The organism is Heliorestis convoluta (genome assembly GCF_009649955.1).
Taxonomy (GTDB): Bacteria; Bacillota; Desulfitobacteriia; order Heliobacteriales; family Heliobacteriaceae; genus Heliorestis; species Heliorestis convoluta.
Window position 1 is genome coordinate 21,308 of the sequence record NZ_CP045875.1, and the last position, 16,163, is coordinate 37,470.

Here is a 16,163-nt window from a genome sequence, read left to right on the forward strand (position 1 = left end):
TGAAACCTAAGAGCGGCGCAAACTCAAAGCAAAACCATCACCGACAGAAAGAAGCTGGCTATCCCAGTGCGGGCTCTCCATGATGGTCTGTCGATACTCTTTCAAGCGCCGTGCCATGGTTGTATAGCGTATGGGCTTGCGATTGCCGACAGCGAGGCCCTTTAAGTAGAGATTATCAGCCACGAGAAGAGAACCAGGTACGGTCAATCTTTCAATACTTTCTAGATAACGAGGGTATTGTCCTTTCGGTCCATCTAGAAAAACAAAGTCGAAAGGACCTTCCGCTTGCTCAAGAAATTCTCCGGCATCTCCCGTGAGCAAAGTAACCCGATCGAGAAGTCCCGCTTTTTCTAAGTAAAGACGAGCTCGCTCTACACGACGCTCGTCTTTTTCTATGGTTACAATGGAACCGTCGGGAGGAAGAGACTGACAAAGCCAGTAGGTGGAGTAGCCAATGGCCGTTCCGATCTCTAAAAGGCGACGAGGTTGTAGCAATGAGACCAGCCAACGAAGAAAGTGGCCGCCTTCTCTTGATAGAATAGGGACGTATTGCTCTTGCGCTTCCTTTTCCATTTCAGCAAGCAATTGTTCATGGAATTGGTTGGGTTGATGCATTGTAAAAACCGCCTTTGTTTGTTAATTCATTGGCGGCAGCAAGCTGCCGATGGCTGAGCTCTGAAGTCCTCTCTCCAGGAATGAATAAGGCCTGACCTAGGTACATCTTCTTGGTTGTGCCCGACCTCGGGTAGGGATAGGTTCGTCAAAAATCTATTGAGAAAAGAGTAACAATCTAGTATCATGGTAGTTGTAACCAGATTTTACGATTACCAAGAAAGGGGCGAGATTGATGAGAAAAGTACTGTTAGCTTCTGCGCTAGCATTGGCATTGCTTTTCGCGCCGGCTGCGATGGCGCAGGAAGGCCTATCTCAGACCATATCTGTCTACGTCGATGACCAACTCTTGCAAACAGAAACAGCACCGGTTCTGCAAGAAGGTCGTGTCTTACTTCCCTATCGAGCTATCGGTGAAAAGCTCGGCGCTACCCTGGAGTACATAGCAGAAGATAAAACCGTTGTAGCCACAAAAGGGGATACCATCGTCTCTTTGGTGCTAGGAGAGAAGAGCATTTGCATTAACGGAGATGCCCAAGAAATTGATGTACCTGCTCAAATCATAGATGACCGGACCATGGTTCCAGTGCGAGCCTTAGCGCAAGCCTTTCATGCCCATATAGAATGGGAAAATGGCGTTGTTCGCATTGAAACAGCAACGCATCGAGCGATGGACTTATTGGTCAAATCTACAGCGGCCAGTGCGGCTCTAGATAGTTATACTTTTGAAGGCCAGATTGTCATCAACACAGCAATGACAGGCTTGCCAGAAGAAGCAATGTCTGAAGAGGGCACCATGAACATGGATATGAACATGACGATGGTAGGCTACTATGAAAAACCAGATCGTATCTACGTAAAAAATAAGATTATCATGCCAGAACTAGAGGGACTTACAGAAGAAACGTTAGAAAGCATTTCCACAGAAACCTACTCCGATGGCAATTATCTCTACATGAGAATGACTTTTGAAGGCACTATGCCGGGCATGGACGAGGCCGATCAATGGATGCGTTATGCCACTTTCAGCGATGCTTATAAAGAATTGGCTAAAAGCGCCCAAGATCCTCTCGTCGCAGTGGAGCAGATGATGGATATAGGTATAGAGCCAATCTACGTAGGAGATAGCATCATCAGTGGGCAAAAATATTATGTCATTCAATTTGAGATTACGGAAGAAGAATATAGTAACATCATGGAGTTCAGCCATCCATTTACCAATCATACACCACAAAGCATGGAAGAGATAGAAAAGCTTTTTGAGAACCTTGAACTTCGCATGGCATATACCTACTATATCAACAGCGAAACCTATCTGGCCGAATCCTTTACCTTTGAAGGGATGCAGAAGCTTACGGTAGATCCTGGTATTACCATGATCCAAGCCTTTACCGGAACAGCATCCATCAAAAACCTGAACGAACCAGTAACATTCCCCATCATAACAGATGCCATTGATATGGCTGAATTGATGGATCTGCAAGCAGAGTATCTGCTACCCCTTGAAGAAGAGTCGATGTAGCGATATAGGATTGTAAGACTTTTGCTACGGCAGGTCAGCTTTTTATGGCTGACCTTTTTCTTTTTCTTTTTTTTACTTGGACCCTTGGTGTAAGCAAAAAGTCTTCTTAGATTTTATTTTCATGATCTAGACAGTGTAAAGTTCTGCAAAAGGATCACTTTGTGGTATAATCTAAATAGGAATCATTTCTGTATAGCGGGCGAGGCCCGCTTGCTTCATTACTAGGAGGTGGACCATGGAAGAGAAAAATGAAATTCCCTTTCAACTGAAAACAGAATTTACGCCAAAAGGCGATCAACCGCAGGCGATAGAAAAGCTAAGCCAAAATATTATGGCTGGCATGAATCATCAGACCTTGCTCGGTGCAACAGGCACCGGTAAAACTTTTACCATGGCCGCCATCATTGAGAAAGTACAACGTCCCACGCTCGTTCTTGCTCATAACAAGACCTTAGCTGCTCAGCTATGCGCAGAGTTTAAAGAATTTTTTCCTGACAATGCTGTTGAGTATTTTGTCAGTTACTATGATTACTATCAGCCAGAAGCTTACGTACCGCAATCCGATACCTATATTGAAAAAGACGCTTCCATTAACGATGAAATCGATAAGCTGCGCCACTCTGCCACAGCAGCTTTGATAGAACGTCGTGATGTTATTATTGTCGCTTCCGTATCTTGCATCTACGGCCTCGGTTCGCCTGCTGAATATCTTGATCAAATGATCTCTCTATGGAAAGGACGCACTTATGATCGCGATAGCCTATTGCGTCGTCTCGTAGAAATTCAATACAGTCGTAACAATGTCAACTTTACACGAGGCACCTTTCGCGTACGCGGTGATGTAGTCGAGGTCTATCCGGCTTCCTACACAGAAAAAGCAGTGCGCCTTGAGTTTTTTGGCGATGAGTTAGAGCGGATTCGTGAAATTGACACCTTAACCGGTGAAATTCTAGCAGATCGTTATCATATATCTATTTTCCCCAAATCACACTACGTCACAGCTCGAGACAAGCTAGAAATCGCCATTGCCAACATTGAAGCAGAACTGGAAGAACGACTTGCAGAGTTTAAAAAGCAAGATAAGCTACTAGAAGCGCAGCGCCTAGCCCAGCGCACTCGCTATGATATTGAAATGTTGCGGGAGATGGGTTTTTGCACAGGTATTGAAAACTACTCTCGTCACCTGACATTCCGGCAACCGGGCGAAGCACCTTATACATTGCTTCACTTTTTTCCGAAAGATTTTCTATTGCTCATCGATGAGTCCCATGTAACGGTGCCGCAAGTAGGCGCCATGTATGCAGGAGACCGCTCACGGAAAGGCACTTTGATTGAACACGGTTTCCGCTTGCCTTCTGCCGCCGACAATCGCCCTTTGAAGTTTGATGAGTTTGAAGAAATGGTCAATCAAGCCATTTATGTCTCAGCCACACCTGGTAACTATGAAATGGAAAAGAGCAAACAAGTGGTGGAGCAGATCATTCGCCCCACCGGCCTTATCGATCCTGTCATTCATATCAAGCCTGTCCAAGGGCAAATCGATGATCTTTTACATGAGATTCGAGAAAGAGTGAAAAGGGATCAACGCGTTCTCGTTACCACACTGACCAAAAAAATGGCAGAAGATCTAACGGCCTATCTTCGTCAAGTCGGCGTCCGCGTACGCTGGATGCATTCCGATGTAGATGCCATTGAACGCATGGAGATCATCCGAGACCTTCGTTTGGGAGAATTTGACGTACTCGTTGGCATCAACTTATTGCGCGAAGGTCTCGATCTTCCCGAAGTAGGTCTTGTTGCCATTTTAGATGCCGATAAAGAAGGTTTTCTCCGCTCCGATCGCTCCCTGATTCAAACGATTGGCCGCGCTGCTCGTAACGTAGATGGCACTGTCATTATGTACGCCGACAGTATCACCAAATCAATGCAAAAAGCCATCGACGAAACGAATCGTCGCCGAGAAATACAACTGGCTTACAATGAAAAGCACGGTATTATTCCCATGACGGTGAAAAAAGCAGTACGCAACATCTTAGAAGCGACAAGAGCAGCGGAAGATCATGCACCATACCAAGCCGGTCCTTCTGGCAGCGCCTTAGCTCGAGCTGCATCACTGCTTCGTCAAAAAGAAAAAGTCAAAGACGATCCAACTGTTGTCGTCAAAGAACTAGAAAAAGAAATGATCGAAGCTTCCAAAGCCCTTGAGTTCGAAAGAGCCGCTCTTTTACGAGATCTTATCATTGAGCTCAAAGGCGGCACGCCAGTTGCAGGTAAAAATACAAAAGGTTCAACAAAAAGCGCAGGAAAAAGTACAGCAAAAGGCTCAAGAAAAAGCAATTCCAAAGAAGCGGAAGAAGCTTCTGCAAAACCAAAAAGACGGAGCAAGAAAAAAGTAGAGTAAACTGATGAGACAGAGCAGTAAAAATTGAAGGAGTTAACCATGTCAGATTCTATATGCGTCCGAGGGGCTCGAGCTCATAACTTAAAAAACATCGATGTCGATATACCAAGAGACAAACTCGTTGTCTTGACGGGCTTGTCCGGTTCGGGAAAATCCTCTCTCGCTTTCGATACCATTTATGCAGAAGGGCAGCGCCGATATGTAGAATCCTTGTCTGCCTATGCCCGTCAGTTTCTAGGGCAAATGGACAAACCAGATGTTGATTATATAGAAGGACTTTCACCAGCCATTTCTATTGATCAAAAAACAACATCCAAAAACCCACGTTCTACCGTTGGAACGGTGACTGAAATTTACGACTACTTGCGCCTACTGTACGCTCGAGTCGGCCGAGCCCATTGCCCAAAATGTGGCGAGCCCATCCAGCAGCAGACGATCGAACAAATGGTTGATCAGATTGTTGCTCACCCCGAAGGCACAAAGTTGCAAATCTTAGCGCCTCTCATTCGTGGCAAAAAAGGCGAACATGTAAAAGTAATCGAAGAGATTCGTAAAAAAGGCTATGTTCGTATGCGCATTGATGGCGAAGTGATGGATGCCACCGAAGAAGTAGCGTTAGAAAAAAATAAAAAGCATACCATTGAAGTCGTTATCGATCGCATTATTTTACGGCCCGATATTGAACGACGCCTTGCCGACTCTTTGGAAATTGCCCTGGCTTTGGCGGAAGGCATTGTCATCGTTGACTTAATCGATCAAGAAGAATTGCTTTTTTCACAGAACTTTGCCTGTACCGACTGTGGCATTTCCATTGGAGAAATTGAACCACGCATGTTTTCTTTTAACGCGCCTTATGGCGCTTGTCCTGACTGTACCGGTCTCGGTGTTCATCTCGTTGTAGACCCTGATCTGGTCATTCCAGACAAAAAGAAAAGCTTAGAAGAAGGCGCCATCGCGCCTTGGGCACGGATGAACTCGGCCTATTTGCCAGAAATGTTGCGCGCCCTGGCCCAGAAATATAGCTTTTCAACGACTGTGCCTGTGCAAGAGCTTCCCGATGAAGTTCTTCAGATTCTACTCTACGGGACAGGCAAAGAAAAAATCAAAGTTCAATTTCAGAACTTTGATGGAGAACAGCGTGCTTTTGAATCGCCCTTTGAAGGCGTTATTCGGAACTTAGAGCGGCGCTATCGAGAAACCCAATCGGATTGGTCTCGTGAAGAAATTGAAGAATATATGGTTCAAAAGCCTTGCCCCCAATGTGGTGGCGCTCGCTTAAAGCCAGAAAGCTTGGCTGTTTTAATAGGTGGTAAAAACATTCATCAGATCACCGAGATGTCTGTAGAAGAAAGTTATCATTTTTTTGAACAAATTGAGCTAACAGAGCGAGAAAGCTTGATTGCGCGGCAAATTCTTAAAGAAATTCGTGAGCGACTCGGCTTTCTGAATAACGTAGGTTTAACCTACTTGACCCTTTCCCGTGGTGCCGGTACTTTAAGCGGTGGCGAAGCCCAGCGCATTCGACTGGCCACCCAGATTGGTTCCGGTCTGATGGGGGTTCTTTATGTACTCGACGAACCGTCTATTGGCCTGCATCAACGAGACAACGAGCGACTTTTGCAAACGCTAGAGCGACTGCGCAATCTTGGCAACACCTTACTTGTGGTAGAACACGATGAAGATACCATGATAGCAGCCGATCATATTATCGATATCGGCCCCGGCGCCGGTGCCCATGGCGGCACCATTGTTGCCCAGGGGACATTGGCAGAAATTATGCAAGTAGAAGATTCTATTACAGGTCAATACCTTTCAGGGCGCAAATTCATTCCCCTACCGGAAGAGCGTAGAATGCCAAAGGGCAAATGGATTGAAGTAATTGGCGCAGAAGAAAACAACTTAAAAAATCTTGATGTAGCCTTTCCTCTGGGCCTTTTTATCTGCGTAACAGGCGTTTCAGGTTCTGGAAAATCAACACTGGTCAACGAAATTGTGCACAAAGCTTTGGCCATGGAACTGCATCATGCCAAAACGCCTCCCGGTGCCCACAAAGCCCTTCGTGGCATTGAGCACTTAGAAAAGGTCATTGACATTGATCAATCGCCCATCGGACGCACCCCCCGTTCTAACCCGGCCACCTACACCGGCGTCTTTGACAGTATTCGAGAATTATTCTCCCAGGTACCAGAGTCAAAAATGCGAGGTTATCGACCGGGCCGATTTTCCTTTAATGTTCGAGGAGGCCGTTGCGAAGCTTGTAAAGGCGACGGCATTATCAAAATCGAGATGCACTTTCTCCCCGATGTTTACGTACCTTGTGAAGTCTGCAAAGGCAAGCGATACAATCGAGAAACTTTAGAAGTCACCTACAAAGGAAAAACAATTGCCGATATCTTGGCTATGACAGTCGATGAAGCACTCCAATTCTTCCAAGCCATCCCCAAAATAGCCCGCAAACTACAGACCTTACAAGATGTTGGACTCGGCTACATTCGCCTGGGTCAACCGGCGACCACTTTATCAGGTGGGGAAGCACAACGAGTGAAGCTAGCCACAGAACTCTCGCGGCGCTCCAATGGAAAGACCTTGTATATTCTCGATGAACCGACGACAGGGCTCCATATTGCTGATATTCATAAACTCCTTGGTGTCTTACAACGACTCGTCGAAGCAGGCGATACAGTACTCGTGATTGAACACAACCTCGACGTCATTAAAACAGCCGACTATATCGTGGACCTAGGACCAGAAGGTGGCGATAAAGGGGGCACCATCGTAGCGTCAGGAACGCCGGAAGAGATTTGTACCGTAGAAGCATCTTATACAGGTCATTTTCTGCAAAAAGTGTTGGCTCGTAAGGCCGGTACTTCGGTGCTGGCGTAGTAAAAAAAGAGGCCTGTTTTAAAAAACAGCCTCTTCCTTAAAAATCAAGCGCTATCCCAGTATTTTGACTCTACAGCATGACTGCACCAGCCCTCCAAGCCTGAACGGACACAACCATAGATGAGAATCATTTTTCCTGGTTTCGTTGACGACGTTGGGGGTACTTCATAGAGGGGCCAGGTCATCACGCTTTCCTCCGCTCTGGACTGGTCCCACGCTGTTACCGCCAGCAAGCTGGCGACAGCTGAGGTCCCAAGTCCCGCTGCGGAAAGCGTGATGCCCAGGCCCAGAAGGTTTTTGCTGATTGTTAATCCCATTGGCATTGCTTTGCCTAACTTTTTGCTATGTATACGCAACTGCCTATTGTATTGTATTTGCAATAGGCCAAAACCCAGTCACAACCAGCAAGATGTACCTGGGGCAGGCGTTATGACTTCCTGGAGAGAGGACTTCAGACCTCAGCCATCGGCAGCTTGCTGCCGCTCATGGCGTGGGATGAGTCCGTTCGGAAGGAAGTCATAACGCCTGACCCCACCACAAAGTAGCTATTTTCGAACTAACCAGTCATGCCCAGTCGGGCACAACCAAAGATGAAAATGCTATTTTCGTGTTAACCCTGCCCACTTTTCACCAAGCCCTTCTTCTCATAAGTGGCCAAATAATAAGCACTACCAAGGCCACCACCAAAAGCAAGCAAGCTTAAAAGCAAGGTGAAAAGATCCGTAGCCAGCCCAGGATAGACAACAGCAATCGAACCGACTACAAAACCGATCATAACAGCATAAGTACCAACTTTATAATGCAGGAATAAGTAACGAATAATCTTACTTGTAAGAATCAAGCCAATGCCAATTCCCATAATCACTACTATAATAATAGGAATGTGAAAAGCAGAAAGCGCTGCAATAACAGTAGGGTAAACACCTAACATCAGAAAAACAAAAGAACCGCTAACGCCAGGGAGAATCATGGCAGAGCTGGCCAGCCATCCCGAAAAAAAGAGAAGGGCATAATCAAGCCAGCCGAGATCTGTCATAATGGCACTAAGGCTATCATCTCGAACAAGGGTGGTAGCAGCCACGGCGATGGCAGCCAGGCCGAGAAGGCCATAGTGCAGAGGCTTAAAAGATTCCTTATAATTGACTTCCTTTAATAAGGAAGGGATGATTCCAAGCAGTAAGCCTAGGAAAAAGAAAAAAGTAGGCTTAGGGTACGCTTCTAAAAGCCAATTCATCAGATGACTCACTGTAAGTAAAGCCAAACCAATGCCGAGGCCGAGAGGAATTAAAAAAAGGAAATGCTTTTTCCATTCTCTCGTAAAGATACCATTAATCGCATGAATCAAAGATTGATAAATGCCCAGAACCAAGGCAATCGTGCCACCGCTAACGCCAGGTATAAGGTCACAAATCCCCATAACAAATCCTTTGGGGATATTACGCCATTCCAACAACTTGTCAAATCCTTCCATGGTTTGATCACAACAAAAAAATCCTAACCCTACTATACAGCAGGATCGATTGTACCATACTTTTTTCTTAAAAAAAATCACTTCTTAAAATTAGTACTTTGAAGCAAGCCTTACTTACTTGTCTCGATAAGCAAGATAAAACTGCCCCATCATAAAGTCCATTAAAAACCGTACCAACTCAAGAAAGAAGGAGACAGTATGCTCAAACTACGAGGCCATCACCTAGTATGTCTTCATTTTTTCCGCGGGGAAGGATACAACCAAGAATTTATTGATAATCTTTTCAACGTCATGGGTCGAGCTGAACGGGGTGAAGAAATAGAGGTAATCGCTGAGGCCGATGATATTTGTAAAGCCTGCCCTTCACGAAAAGGTGCAATATGCGCCAGCAAAGAAGGGGCAGAAAGTGAAATACAAGCTTTAGACGCACAAGCCCTCGCTTTGCTAAAAATGAAAAAAGGCGATAAGACAACATGGATGCAGGTTAAAGAACCTATTCAAGAAGCAACGGAAGAATGGTTTCAAAGCTTTTGTACCGACTGCGGTTGGTCAAAAGTATGTAATAAATGAAAAGAACCGCCTCTTTACAAGTACGGAGTAGACTCGGTCTTGCAAAGAGGCGGTTGTTCTAGGTATGGAATAACCAGGCAATGATAAAGCCTAATAGAGCGCCCGCTAAGACTTCCGTTGGAGAGTGACCCAACTGCTCTTTCAAAGGTCCATCGTCAGGATGACGACGAAAGCCCATAATGTTAAGCAGTTGATTTAGCGTTCGGGCATGGTCACCGGCCGAGCGGCGCACACCCATCGCATCAAAAATGACAACGCTAGAAAAAACAACAGCAATGGCAAAAAGATCGGAAGCGATACCGTGACGATAGGCAATGGCTGTAACCAAAGAAACGACAAGGGCTGTATGTGAACTGGGCATGCCACCAGGTTCAAAGAAGCGAAACCAGAGAATCTCACCTTGCTGGATTGATTCTAGAATGAACTTAATAGCCTGTGCTAGAACGACAGCGAGTAAGGGTGTGATGATCAGCGTTAGCAAATTGTTCTAGTCGCTCCTTTTTGGTACTGAGTAAGGGGAGGAAACTAGGACAATCTTTTTTCGAGGGCCTCTTTCTGCTCTTCAAAGCCCGGTTTGCCGAGAAGAGCAAACATATTTTTCTTATAAGACTCTACACCAGGTTGATCAAAGGGATTGACACCTAATAAGTAACCGCTAATGGCGCAAGCCTTTTCGAAAAAGTAAAAAAGTTGTCCCAATTGATAAGGGCTTTGCTCAGGAACTGTTAAAACAAGATTGGGCACTTGTCCATCCACATGGGCCAACAGGGTGCCGGCAAAAGCTTTTTTGTTCACGAAGTCGACGGTTTTACCAGACAAGAAATTTAAACCATCGCCGTCATCTTCTTCCGCTTCTAATTGTAAATCAAGGGCTGGTTGCTCAAACTGTATGACCGTTTCTACTAGGATACGCAATCCCTCTTGAATGTATTGCCCCATAGAATGTAAATCAGTAGAAAAGTTAACGGAAGCAGGGAAAATACCCTTGCCCTCTTTGCCTTCACTTTCGCCATACAATTGTTTCCACCATTCGGCAAAGTATTGCATGGAAGGCTCGTAGTTCACGAGCAACTCAATCTTTTTGCCTTCTTCGTAAAGTAAGTTGCGAGCTGCAGCATATTGATAGCAAGGATTGGCAAGCAAAGAAGGCTCGGCAAAGTCCTTCATGGCTTGATGAGCACCTGCCAGTAAGGCTTTGATATCAATGCCAGCGGCGGCAATGGGTAACAGGCCAACGGCTGTTAAAACAGAATAGCGCCCACCCACATCATCAGGCACAACAAAGCACTCATAACCTTTCGCATCGGCAAAAGTTTTCAAAGCACCTTTTCTACTATCGGTTGTCGCATAAATACGCTTTCTCGCTTCTTCGGGCCCATACTTTTTTTCCATCCAACGTCGTAAAAAGCGAAAAGCGATAGCAGGCTCTGTAGTCGTACCGGATTTGGAGATGACGTTCAGGGAAACTTCCTTACCTTCTAGATGTTGAAGCAGTTGGGAGAGATAGGTAGAACTTAAGTGATGACCGGCAAAATAAATTTCAACGCCTTTTCGCTGTGTCGATGGAAGCTGGTTATGAAAAGGGTGCGTTAACATCTCAATGGTGGCTTTAGCACCGAGGTAAGAACCGCCAATGCCGATGACGACAAGAGCATCGGAAGAGCTTTGGATTCTTTTCGCTGCTTCTTCAATCCGAAGAAACTCAGCGCGATCATATTGCTCTGGCAAAGTAAGCCAGCCTGTAAATTCACTGCCAGCCCCCGTTCTTTCATGGAGAGAACGATGGGCTTGCAATACCTTTTTTTCCAAACTTTCCAATTTTCCTTGTACTGTGGAATGGGTTAAATCAAGTTGTAATGAAGAATTCATTATAATTGCCTCCTTAACACGCAAATAGTTAATTGCCCCAGGTACATTTTGCTGATTGTGCACAACGGGCATGACTGGTTAGTAGTAAAATCATAATGTAAGGAAAAAACAAAAGGGTTGTAAAAACAAGCACATAAAAAGGCAAAAATCGCTATTGTACTTTATGTTCTATGAACAAAACTGCCTTCTTATTCCATTTTCTATGGAAGGAGTTGGATTCCTGCTCGGTTTTTTTAATTAATTTGTTAACAAGTTATGAAGAAAGTCAGGTCTTGCAGCCTTTTGTTACAAATGTGCTATTATAAAGAGTGAGGTGAAAAGGTTGCATCAATTGCTGCAGGAAAAACTGAATCAGCTTCCCGGCAAGCCAGGCGTTTATTTGATGAAAGATGAACAAGGCCAGGTAATTTACGTAGGCAAAGCGATTAACCTGAAAAACCGTGTTCGCTCGTACTTTCAAGGGCCTAAAAATATGGCTGCCAAAACGCAAGCGCTGGTTGCTCGAATTCGTGATCTCGATACAATTGTGACCGATTCAGAGCTAGAAGCTTTAATTCTAGAATGTAATTTGATTAAAGAACATAAACCTCGCTATAACATCATGCTGCGAGACGATAAAAGCTATCCCTATCTGAAAGTGTCCTTGCAAGAGACTTTTCCCCGTCTTCTCGTAACAAGGCGATTGGTTAAAGATGGGGCTAAATATTTCGGTCCTTATAGTTCGGCGGGCTCTGTCCGAGAGACTGTCAATCTACTGCGCACGCTCTTCCCCTTGCGCACTTGTACGGGTTCTGACTGTAAGCAAAGAAAAAGGCCCTGCCTCAACCATCATATCGGAAGATGTCTCGCACCTTGCACAGGCAATGTGAAGCGGGAAGAGTACAACAAAGTCATCAAAGATGTGATTGCTTTTTTAGAAGGCAAAGAAGGTCAGATCATAGAACGATTACAAGCAGAAATGATGGCAGCCGCTGAAGAACTGCACTTTGAAAGAGCGGCTGAACTGCGCAACCAACTACAAGCGTTAGAGCGCGTGATGGAAAAACAAAAAGTTGTCTCCACGACCATGGAAGATCAAGATGTCATTGCTATGGCTCGAGGGCTGACACAAGTCTGTGTGCAAATCTTCTTTATTCGAGGCGGCAAGCTTATCGGTCGGGAGCACTTTTTCTTAGAAGGTACCAACGAAATGGATCGGTCTCAAGTGATTACCGCTTTTGTGAAGCAATACTACAGTCGATCTGAATATATTCCACCAGAGATTCTTTTGCAGGAACCTATCGAGTCATCAGAAGAAGAAAACGTAATCAGCCAATTCCTGAAAGAAAAGAGAGGAAAGCGGGTCGCCTTGGTTGTTCCGAAGCGAGGAAAAAAGCTTCAACTGGTAGAAATGGTGGCCAAAAATGCCTTACTAACAGTGGAGCAGCAGGAACGAGAAGAACAGCATAAGAAATCTAGAACCGAAGAAGCTGTCGTAGAATTGCAAAGTCATTTGCATCTTGAAGAACTGCCCTGGCGCATTGAGTGCTTTGATATTTCCAATACCATGGGGCAAGAATCGGTTGCTTCTATGGTTGTTTTCGAAGGAGGGGCACCAAAGCGATCGGACTACCGACGTTTTCGCATGCGTACTGTAGAAGGGCCCAATGATTTTGCTTCGATGGCTGAAGTCATTGAGCGACGCTTTTCGCGAGCTCGTGAAGAAAGCCAAGCGATTGAAAAAGGTGAGCTCGATCCTATGAGCGCTAAGTTTGCGCTCTTGCCAGATTTGGTCATCGTCGATGGCGGCAAAGGCCAATTAAGTTCCGCTCGTGAAGTCATGAAGAAACTGGGTTATGCCATAATTCCAACCTTTGGACTCGCCAAAGAAAATGAATGGCTCTTTCATGAAAACTCTTCTGAACCGGTCATTTTGCCACGCCACTCCAAGGCACTGTATCTATTGCAGCGCCTGCGCGATGAAGCCCACCGTTTTGCTATTACCTATCACCGCCAATTGCGCTCTCAAGCACAGTTGACGTCCATTCTAGATGGGATTGCCGGCATCGGTCCGAAAAGAAAGACCGCTCTGCTGCAACACTTTGGATCCGTAAAAAAAATGAGTGAAGCGACGGTAGAAGAAATGGCCGTCGTGGAAGGCATGAACAAGGAGCTGGCTCATAAAGTTTTGCAGGCACTTTCGTCTACCGAAAAAGGGTAAAAAGTGAGTGCTACAAAGAAAGATTGACAGAGGGAGGGCAGGACATGAATTCCATTGTTTTGCGCTGGCTTTTTAATACGCTGGCGCTAACGGTAGCCGCTTGGATTATTCCGGGCATTCAAGTCGTTGGCTTGGCCGAAGCGCTTATCGCCGCTTTTTTACTAGGCGTGGTCAACGCTTTTATAAGACCCATGATTCTCCTGCTGACCTTACCGATTACCCTCTTGTCGCTGGGGCTCTTCGCCTTGGTGATCAATGGGTTGATGCTCTGGATGGTCGCAGCCATTGTACCGGGCTTAGACATTGCCGGTTTCTGGTCTGCCTTTTTTGGCGCCATTCTACTCTCGCTAATTAGCACTTTTATGAGCTGGTTTGTGAAAGACTGATAATAACAGGACCAACGATGGCGTACTTTCTTTGGAGTATTGAAAAAATATAGTGATTCATAGGGGTGAACAGGTATCGTGATAGGGAGCTTGAACAAAATCATTGACAAGGAAGAGGAAATAGCTTCTACAGAGGTAAGGTCAAAAGGTATTTCTCTGGTCGCCATCGATGTAGATGATACGTTGTTAACGGAAGAGCTTACCATTTTACCTGCTGTGAAAGAAGCCATTCAGCGTGCTCAGCAACAAGGTGTAACTATCACCTTAGCAACAGGCCGTATGTATCGCTCTACCTTGCCTTATGCCAAAGAGCTGGGATTGGCACTGCCCTTGATTGTCTATCAAGGTGCTTTGATTCAAGACTCTCAGACTGGGGAAGTTCTTTGGCATCGCCCTGTTGAAAAAAAGTTGGCTACAGAAGTTCTTGCTTTTCTGCAAGCCAAAGAGTTGCATGTAAACCTCTATGTAAAGGATCATCTTTATATGGAGAAACTAGGTCAAGAAGGCAGCGATTATATCAAATTGGCTCGAGTCCCTGTTACGTTGATTCCCGATCACAGAGCTCTTTTAGCAGAAGAAGAGACGACGAAGATCTTAGCCATAGGAGATCCAGAGAAGTTAGAAAAGCTAGAGGCAGAAGGTCGTCAACTTTGGGGTGATCAGCTATTTGTAACGCGATCAAAGCCTTTTTACTTGGAGTTTATGGATCGACGGGCTGGTAAAGGTGAGGCTTTAGGTTTTTTAGCAGAACAGTTGCAAATCGATCAACAGAATGTGATGGCCATTGGAGATTCCTATAATGATATCGATATGCTAGAGTATGCCGGTGTGGCTGTAGCTATGGGCAATGGGCCCCGAGAGGTGCAGAAAAGTGCTGATTATGTAGCGCCGACAAATCGAGAAGGTGGCGTAGCGACTGCTTTGGAGCGCTTTGTGTTAAAGAACTTCTAAGTTTCTAGTAACAGGTTTTGTTTCCCCCATTCAAAAAGGGTTTCTTCCATCGCTTCAAGAATAGGTACTATCCATGAGAAGTTCGGATGGCCAGAGGCCACCGAGCTTTCTTTATAAGTTCCCATGGGACAAAGGTAGCAAAAGCAGAATCTATATATCAATGGTCGCTAGAAGTAGAAGGGAGAATGATCCGTGGACGTAAAAACGATTCGAGAATCAGCTCGTGAGAAAATGAAAGGTTTTTGCCGCCTCTGTAATACCTGTGATGGCCGAGCCTGTGCCGGTGAAGTGCCAGGCATGGGCGGTGCCGGTACCGGTGCTGCTTTTATGGAAAATTTGCGTGCTTTGGCTTCTGTCAAGCTTCATATGCGCACCCTTCATGATGCGAAGAATCCTGACTTGACGGTAGAGCTTTTTGGGCAAACTTTGCAAGCGCCTATTATGGGAGCGCCTATAACAGGTGCTTCTTATAATGGTGGTGGTGCGATTTCGGAATTAGAGATGGTAACTGCCATTGTCCAAGGATCTGCCGAAGCAGGTCTGATCGGATGGGGTGGCGATGGCGCCGATCCTACCATGTATCATTCGGGATTAGAGGCCATCCAAAAGACGGGAAAAGGCCTCACTTGCATCAAGCCTCGTTCCCAAGCAGCCATTATCGAACGGATAGAAGAAGCAGAAAAAGCAGGTGTTACGGCCATTTCCGTTGATGTAGATGGCGCTGGGCTGGTCACCATGGCCTTAAAAGGTCAACCTGTAGGGCCAAAGACCAAAGAGGAGTTGGCGGAGCTTGTCAAAGCAACAAAGCTACCTTTTATTGTGAAAGGCATCATGACCGTCGATGAAGCGATTATGGCAGCAGAAGCCGGCGCCCAGGCTATCGTCGTCTCCAACCATGGCGGCCGTATTCTCGATCACACGCCCGGTGCTGCCACCGTTCTACCAGAAATTGCCCACGAACTGCAAGGCAAGATCAAAATCTTCGCCGACGGCGGCGTCCGCAACGGCACAGATGTCTTAAAATACCTAGCCTTAGGCGCTGACGCTGTCCTTGTAGGTCGCCCCATTATGCAAGCCGCTTTCGGAGGAGGCACAGAAGCCGTCAAAACAGTCATGGAAAAGTACAAAGCAGAACTTCACCAGGCCATGATCGTAACCGGCTGCAGAACTATCAAAGACATTACACCAGAGATTCTATACTGATAACACACAGCACAGGAGGGCGGCCTCCTGTGCCTTTTTTTTCATGCGAAACCCTCATGCTCGGCTGGGCATAGCCAGAGATAGAAATAGCTGCC

13 protein-coding genes are annotated in these 16,163 nt (G+C 45.8%); 8 read left to right on the forward strand and 5 right to left on the reverse strand.

The genetic code is table 11. The annotated features are described in order from the left end of the window. Window positions 1-6: 6 nt before the first annotated feature. Window positions 7-615 carry an O-methyltransferase gene (locus FTV88_RS00075; protein WP_153723811.1) on the reverse strand — a complete coding sequence of 203 codons (609 nt, stop codon included), beginning with the start codon at window positions 613-615 and terminating at the stop codon, window positions 7-9. A 232-nt stretch (window positions 616-847) separates the two neighbouring features. Between FTV88_RS00075 and FTV88_RS00080 the strand changes: the two genes are divergently transcribed. From FTV88_RS00080 to uvrA, 3 genes are all read left to right on the forward strand, one after another. Next, on the forward strand, window positions 848-2,134 hold the full coding sequence (locus FTV88_RS00080; RefSeq protein ID WP_153723812.1) for a copper amine oxidase N-terminal domain-containing protein: 1,287 nt from the start codon (window positions 848-850) through the stop codon (window positions 2,132-2,134). Window positions 2,135-2,369: 235 nt separating this feature from the next. Continuing rightward, window positions 2,370-4,535 carry an excinuclease ABC subunit UvrB gene (uvrB, locus tag FTV88_RS00085; RefSeq protein ID WP_153723813.1) on the forward strand — a complete coding sequence of 722 codons (2,166 nt, stop codon included), beginning with the start codon at window positions 2,370-2,372 and terminating at the stop codon, window positions 4,533-4,535. Between the two features lie 39 nt (window positions 4,536-4,574). Then, window positions 4,575-7,418 (forward strand): excinuclease ABC subunit UvrA, encoded by a 2,844-nt coding sequence (uvrA, locus tag FTV88_RS00090; protein ID WP_153723814.1) that lies wholly within the window; start codon window positions 4,575-4,577, stop codon window positions 7,416-7,418. A 44-nt stretch (window positions 7,419-7,462) separates the two neighbouring features. Here uvrA and FTV88_RS15480 read toward each other — a convergent pair whose 3' ends face one another. Continuing rightward, window positions 7,463-7,603: a hypothetical protein gene (locus tag FTV88_RS15480; RefSeq protein WP_162007814.1), complete on the reverse strand. Its 141-nt coding sequence runs from the start codon at window positions 7,601-7,603 to the stop codon at window positions 7,463-7,465. Window positions 7,604-8,028: 425 nt separating this feature from the next. Next, the gene (locus tag FTV88_RS00100) at window positions 8,029-8,871 is read right to left on the reverse strand and encodes a DUF368 domain-containing protein (protein WP_153723816.1); all 843 of its coding nucleotides are present in this window, start codon (window positions 8,869-8,871) and stop codon (window positions 8,029-8,031) included. A gap of 216 nt (window positions 8,872-9,087) precedes the next feature. Here FTV88_RS00100 and FTV88_RS00105 point away from each other — a divergent pair, with 216 nt between their 5' ends. Then, window positions 9,088-9,459 carry a DUF1284 domain-containing protein gene (locus FTV88_RS00105; RefSeq protein ID WP_153723817.1) on the forward strand — a complete coding sequence of 124 codons (372 nt, stop codon included), beginning with the start codon at window positions 9,088-9,090 and terminating at the stop codon, window positions 9,457-9,459. A 58-nt stretch (window positions 9,460-9,517) separates the two neighbouring features. On the opposite strand, the gene FTV88_RS00110 is transcribed toward FTV88_RS00105, so the two are convergent. Together FTV88_RS00110 and FTV88_RS00115 are read right to left on the reverse strand one after the other, a co-directional pair. Continuing rightward, on the reverse strand, window positions 9,518-9,940 hold the full coding sequence (locus FTV88_RS00110; protein WP_153723818.1) for a divergent PAP2 family protein: 423 nt from the start codon (window positions 9,938-9,940) through the stop codon (window positions 9,518-9,520). Between the two features lie 44 nt (window positions 9,941-9,984). Further along, complete coding sequence (locus FTV88_RS00115; RefSeq protein ID WP_153723819.1) at window positions 9,985-11,328, reverse strand: glucose-6-phosphate isomerase; 1,344 nt, start codon at window positions 11,326-11,328, stop codon at window positions 9,985-9,987. A 322-nt stretch (window positions 11,329-11,650) separates the two neighbouring features. On the opposite strand from FTV88_RS00115, the gene uvrC reads away from it, so the two are divergent. The 4 genes from uvrC (at window position 11,651) to FTV88_RS00135 (ending at window position 16,068) form a co-directional block, all read left to right on the forward strand. Beyond that, window positions 11,651-13,528 carry an excinuclease ABC subunit UvrC gene (gene uvrC, locus FTV88_RS00120; RefSeq protein WP_153723820.1) on the forward strand — a complete coding sequence of 626 codons (1,878 nt, stop codon included), beginning with the start codon at window positions 11,651-11,653 and terminating at the stop codon, window positions 13,526-13,528. Between the two features lie 44 nt (window positions 13,529-13,572). After that, window positions 13,573-13,914 carry a phage holin family protein gene (locus FTV88_RS00125; protein ID WP_153723821.1) on the forward strand — a complete coding sequence of 114 codons (342 nt, stop codon included), beginning with the start codon at window positions 13,573-13,575 and terminating at the stop codon, window positions 13,912-13,914. 78 nt (window positions 13,915-13,992) lie between these two features. Continuing rightward, on the forward strand, window positions 13,993-14,865 hold the full coding sequence (locus tag FTV88_RS00130; RefSeq protein ID WP_162007815.1) for a Cof-type HAD-IIB family hydrolase: 873 nt from the start codon (window positions 13,993-13,995) through the stop codon (window positions 14,863-14,865). Between the two features lie 192 nt (window positions 14,866-15,057). Then, window positions 15,058-16,068 (forward strand): alpha-hydroxy-acid oxidizing protein, encoded by a 1,011-nt coding sequence (locus tag FTV88_RS00135; RefSeq protein WP_153723823.1) that lies wholly within the window; start codon window positions 15,058-15,060, stop codon window positions 16,066-16,068. Window positions 16,069-16,163 lie beyond the last annotated feature (95 nt).